The 5,063-nt window shown below is 49.0% G+C and carries 3 protein-coding genes; all 3 read left to right on the top strand.

All coding sequences use genetic code 11. The features are described 5' to 3' along the window. The coding region (locus J0895_RS09765) for an XRE family transcriptional regulator (RefSeq protein WP_207087910.1) at nucleotides 1-1,141 on the top strand (1,141 nt) is incomplete at its 5' end. Between the two features lie 19 nt (nucleotides 1,142-1,160). After that, nucleotides 1,161-1,712, top strand: a complete 552-nt coding sequence (locus tag J0895_RS09760; RefSeq protein WP_207087909.1) for a PIN domain-containing protein — start codon at nucleotides 1,161-1,163, stop codon at nucleotides 1,710-1,712. Between the two features lie 381 nt (nucleotides 1,713-2,093). Then, nucleotides 2,094-5,063 (top strand): MFS transporter (locus J0895_RS09755; RefSeq protein ID WP_207087908.1); only part of this gene is annotated, 2,970 nt, incomplete at its 3' end.

Raw genomic sequence — 5,063 nt, 5'->3', positions numbered from 1 at the left:
TCAATGCGGTATGACCCAAGCGGATGCAGCGAAAGTGATTGATGCGGCACGAACTACGATGGTGGCGATCGAGAAAGGAGAGCGCCGTCTGAAGGCTACGGAACTCATCAAGCTGGCTCGGGCTTATGGAAGATCCGTGAGTGATTTTGTGCGTCCGCGTCCGGTCATTGAACCGTTCGAGGTGCAGTTTCGCGCTGCCTATCGGGGTCACGAAGTGGAACGCGAGCAAATTGAACCCGTCATTCGGCGGTTAGAAGAGTTGTGTCAGTATTATCTAGAACTTGAAGAAATTATGCACTCACCACTCCCACGGAACTATCCTCGGGACTATGAGGTGAGCGGGATGCCGATTGAGCGCACGGCGGAGGCGATCGCCGTTGAAGAGCGCCAACGACTCGGGCTTGGAGATGGCCCACTTCCGATGCTTCGGGATATTTTAGAACAGAGTGTAGGACTGCGGATCTTTTACCTGAAAATGCCCGGAAAATATTCAGAAATTTACAGTTACAATGATCAACTTGGGGGATGCATGGCAATTAATGCCAACCACCCGGAAGAACGGCGGCGTTGGTCTCTAGCACATGGATATCTTCACTTTCTGGCCCATCGACGTAAGCCTGTACTGGACTTGGTTGAAGGGCAATACAAGAGAAGGCCAGAGAGTGAGAGGCTTGCTGAAGCCTTTCCCAAATATTTCTTAATGCCGACGAGCGGGTTGCTTAAGCGGTTTAATGATATGTGCCGCGTCAATGAAAATGAAAAGTTTACGCCAGCTAATTTATTTACTTTGGCTCACTATTACGGTGTGTCTGTAGAAGCACTTGCTTATCGGTTGGAGGAAATGGAACTTCTACGTTCTGGAACTTGGGAGCGATTACGAGATCGCGGATTGAAAGTCAGAAAGGTACAACAAGAACTGGGTTTAGAACAAATTCCCCAACGGAGTGATATGGCTCCGATTCACTATCAACACTTGGCGATCGAGGGATTAGATCAGGGTCTTATTACGGAAGGGCACTTTGCCGAGTTCCTGGGAGTTGATCGTTTAGAGGCGCGTAGGATTGCTGAACTATTGCGGGACTATTCCAGCGGAATGGTGGACGAATCGACTCATGTCGATCTCCGCCAGCTACAAGACTGATGGGGAGTGAGGTTAAATAATGACGGTTTCTCACTCCCACGTTATTCTTGATGCTTGCTGCATAATCAACTTGGCTGCTTCCGGCCATTTGCTGCCAATTTTGCGCTCTATTCCCGGTCAAGTTGCCGTTACCCAGGTTGTGAAAGACAAGGAATTGAAGACGCTTCAGCTTCTTGAGGAAGTGGAGAACGAAGCGGCAATCGAGTTTGAGCAAGCGATTATCCAGGGTCTTCTAATCATTGTGGATTTTGAGTCAGAAGCCGAAGCGGAATTGTTTGTCAATTATGCGGCGCTTCTGGATGATGGGGAGTCGGCTACTTGCGCGATCGCCCTGCACCGAGGATGGGCGATCGCCACCGATGACAAAAAGGCGATCGCCTTGATGAAAAGGGAAGCATCGCACCTTCAGATGTTCTCAACTTTACAAATCATCAAGCATTGGTCTGAGAAAACCGCTTTGGATGCCTCAGCACTCCGTGAAACGCTCAATGCAATTCGGTTCAAAGGAAGATACTTGCCACCCAAAAGTGATCCTCTGCGCGTTTGGTGGGAGCAGAGTCTTTCCGTTTAAAACGAAAGATTCCATACAAAGTATCTTAATCTTGCTCTCAACAGATGCTGACAATACCACTCATGCAGGTACGTTAGTCGCTCTCGTAGCTGTTGTAATTTTGCGGTTACAAGACTCCTCGACACCAAAAAGCATGGTTTGCAGGCCACTGGATGTCTCTCCCGTGATTTTGATGCGCCAAATGTGGGAACGGAAATCTAAGTTGATCAGGATTATTTTTGATAAATCCGCCTTCAGGGGGATGTTTTTACTGGGGTATAGAACAATGCTGTCTATAAGGAGGTGTCAAAAAAAAACTTAAAAAGACTTCATCCTCAGTGGCTCACCCCATTTATCGAATTGTGGGAGTCAATTTTATTTACTACGTTCGAGGTAGCTACCATGTTTCAGATTGTACAAAGGATGATAGAGTTTGGCGGACTGGCTCAAGTGCCGACGCCAGAACAGTCTTCCATTTTATTTTCAGGACCCCAATTTTTTGCAGCCTTAGTGTCTGGGGTCCTCTTAGCCTTTGGTTTTCAACTTTTATTAACAAATCTTTCGGTTGCTGCGGGTATTTCCTACATGGGTAATACTTCCCGGTCGTCTGGCTCACATTCGGACTCTGGAGATACCCTAGGGGGTACGATTCGGAAAGTAGAGACGGCTGTTGGCATCTGGACTTTGGTCACCGTTAGTATTGCTTTATTTTGTGCGGCATTACTGGCGGTTAAACTCAGCCTGATGGTCAGTGTTGGGTTAGGCGCGATTCTGGGGTTGGTCATTTGGGCGACCTATTTTTCCATCTTGGTTTGGGTGAGTTCGACCACTGTTGGCTCGTTAGTCGGTTCTGTGGTGAATGCGGCTACTTCTGGCTTTCAGTCGATTGTAGGAACAGCTACGAGTGCTCTGGGTGCTCAAGCGGCTTCTCATCAGGTGGTGGCGACGGCGGAAGCAGCTGCAGCGGCTGTGCGGCGTGAACTCGGTCAAGCTCTTGATCCCGATGATATTCGCGAGAATTTAGAAGATTACATTCAGGCTTTAAAACCGGCACAACTGGACCTGAAAGGGATCCGGCAAGAATTTGAAAATTTGCTAAATGAACCCCAACTGCATGAATTGGCAACCCAAGGAACGCTGCCGGATGTGGACCGGGAGTCTTTGGTGAGTTTAGTCAGTTCACGCACGGATTTATCAAAGCGGGATATCAATCGCATTGTGGATGAGTTGGAAGCATCCTGGAATAAAACCAAGCAAAAGTTACAACCCCAGAAAGATTGGATGGGGGAATTGGTAAATTATATTAAGGACGCTTCACCGGCGGATTTAATCTCCGATCGCCTGGATGGTAAACTCGATAGCCTGATTGATGCGATCGGCAATCAGGGTCAAAACAAACAGAACAAAGGCAATCAACAATCCGGGATGATGCAGCAGGGGATGACCCAGGCGTTTAATGCCGCCTTGGGGATGCTGATGGGACGGACCGATGTATCCGATTTCGATGTGGAAAAAATCCTGTCTCAGTTACAGGATGCCAAACACAAAGTGACCGAGGGAACTGATAAAGTCACCCGGCAAATTCAGGGTAAACCGGCGGAACCTTACAGCGCCTTGCGAGCAGATATTGAAAATTACGTCGTCAATAAATATTCCTGGCAGATGACGCCGGAAATGATTGATCGCGAATTCCGAGATGTCCTGTTTGATCCCGAAGCGGATCCGGGTCTGATTCGCCAAGAGTTGGAACGCGAACGGCGGGGCAATTTTGTGGAAATGCTGGCTTCTCGTGGGGTGTTTACCCAAGGCCGAATTCAAGAAATCGCCAGTCACTTGGAAGCGGTGCGGTTGCAGGTGTTGCAAACGGTGACTCGGGCGGAGGAAGAGCAAAAAGCGCAGGACCTGCGAAATCGGGTAGAACGCTATTTGCGGCATAGTCCCAAGGAAACCCTGAAACCCTCAGATATTGAGCGGGATTTCAAGAAATTGATTTCCGATTCCACGGTAGACTATCGGGAAATGCGCGATCGCTTGGCACATATTGACCGGGCGATGATGATTGAAACTATGCGCGATCGCAATGATCTGACGCGGGATGAAGCAGCCGAAATACTGGTGGCGTTGGAACAGACGCGGGATCTGGTTTTAGAAGAGTCGAAAGGACTCCAAGAAGCGGCCCAAGCTAATCTGGATCTCCAGTGGAACAATGTCCAGGATTATCTCCGAAACACGGGGAAAGACGAACTCAATCCCGACGGTATCAAGCGGGATCTGGGTAAATTATTAGATAACCCTGAAGCCGGTTTCGCGGCACTGCGGTCGCGGTTATCGCACTTTGACCGCGATACCCTGGTGAAGTTGCTCTCCCAACGGCAAGAGTTAAATGAAGATGAAGTTAACGAAATCGCAGACCGAGTAGAACATACTTGGTACAATGTTTCCCATGCTCCGCAACAGGTGGCGGACCAAGCGAAGGAACAGTACGATCAGGCGACTTCTGCCATTTCCGAGTACCTGCGAAACACGGGGAAAGAAGAACTCAACCCGGAAGCCATTCAGCGGGATTTACAGAAACTCCTCAATGATCCTCAAGCTGGTGCGATCGCCATTCGCGATCGCCTGACTCATATTGACCGGGATACTTTGGTCCAATTGCTGGCACAACGGCAAGACTTGAACGAAGATGATGTCAACCGGATTATTGACGAATTGCAGCAAAATATTCGCAAGGTCCTTCGTGCTCCGCGCCGACTTGCCAGTCGAGTTCAACAACAAACATTTGACTTTGAACAGGCTTTTGAAGATTACTTGCGGAATACGGGTAAGGTCGAATTGAACCCCGAAGGCATCAAGCGTGATTTGCAATTAATGATTGCCGATCCGCGTCTGGGTGCCAAGAATCTCGGACATCGCCTGGGCCATATCGATCGCACAACGATTGAGGCATTGTTGGCACAACGTTCTGATATCTCGGAACAAGAAGCCAAGGAAATTGTCGGTCGGATTATGTCCGTTCGCGACCAATTCATGGAACAGGTGCAGAAGGTTCAAGACCGCATTAAATCGGTGGTGGATGGGATTTTTGGTCGGGTTCGTAACTACCTCAATTCCCTGGATCGTCCGGAACTTAACTACGAAAGTCTTAAGCATGATATTCGGACTTTGTTTGATGATCCACAAGCGGGATTTGATGCTTTGCGCGATCGCCTCAGTCACTTTGATCGCGATACCCTCGTGGCGGTGATTAGTTCTCGGGATGACATCTCCGAAGCCGATGCTAACCGGATGGTGGATCAAATCGAAGGGGTTCGGAACAATGTGCTACGACGTGCTGAACGGATGCAACTGGAAACCCAACGCCGCATCGAACAG

The sequence above is a fragment of the Phormidium pseudopriestleyi FRX01 genome (genome assembly GCF_017313335.1).
Taxonomy (GTDB): Bacteria; Cyanobacteriota; Cyanobacteriia; order Cyanobacteriales; family Laspinemataceae; genus Laspinema; species Laspinema pseudopriestleyi.
The sequence above is the reverse complement of the archived record's forward strand: the minus strand, read 5'-3'. Positions and strand labels throughout refer to the sequence as shown.

Excerpts from the sequence above, each read along its gene's own strand:
- J0895_RS09760 (WP_207087909.1), top strand. The coding sequence starts at position 1,161 with ATGACGGTTTCTCACTCCCACGTTATTCTTGATGCTTGCTGCATAATC.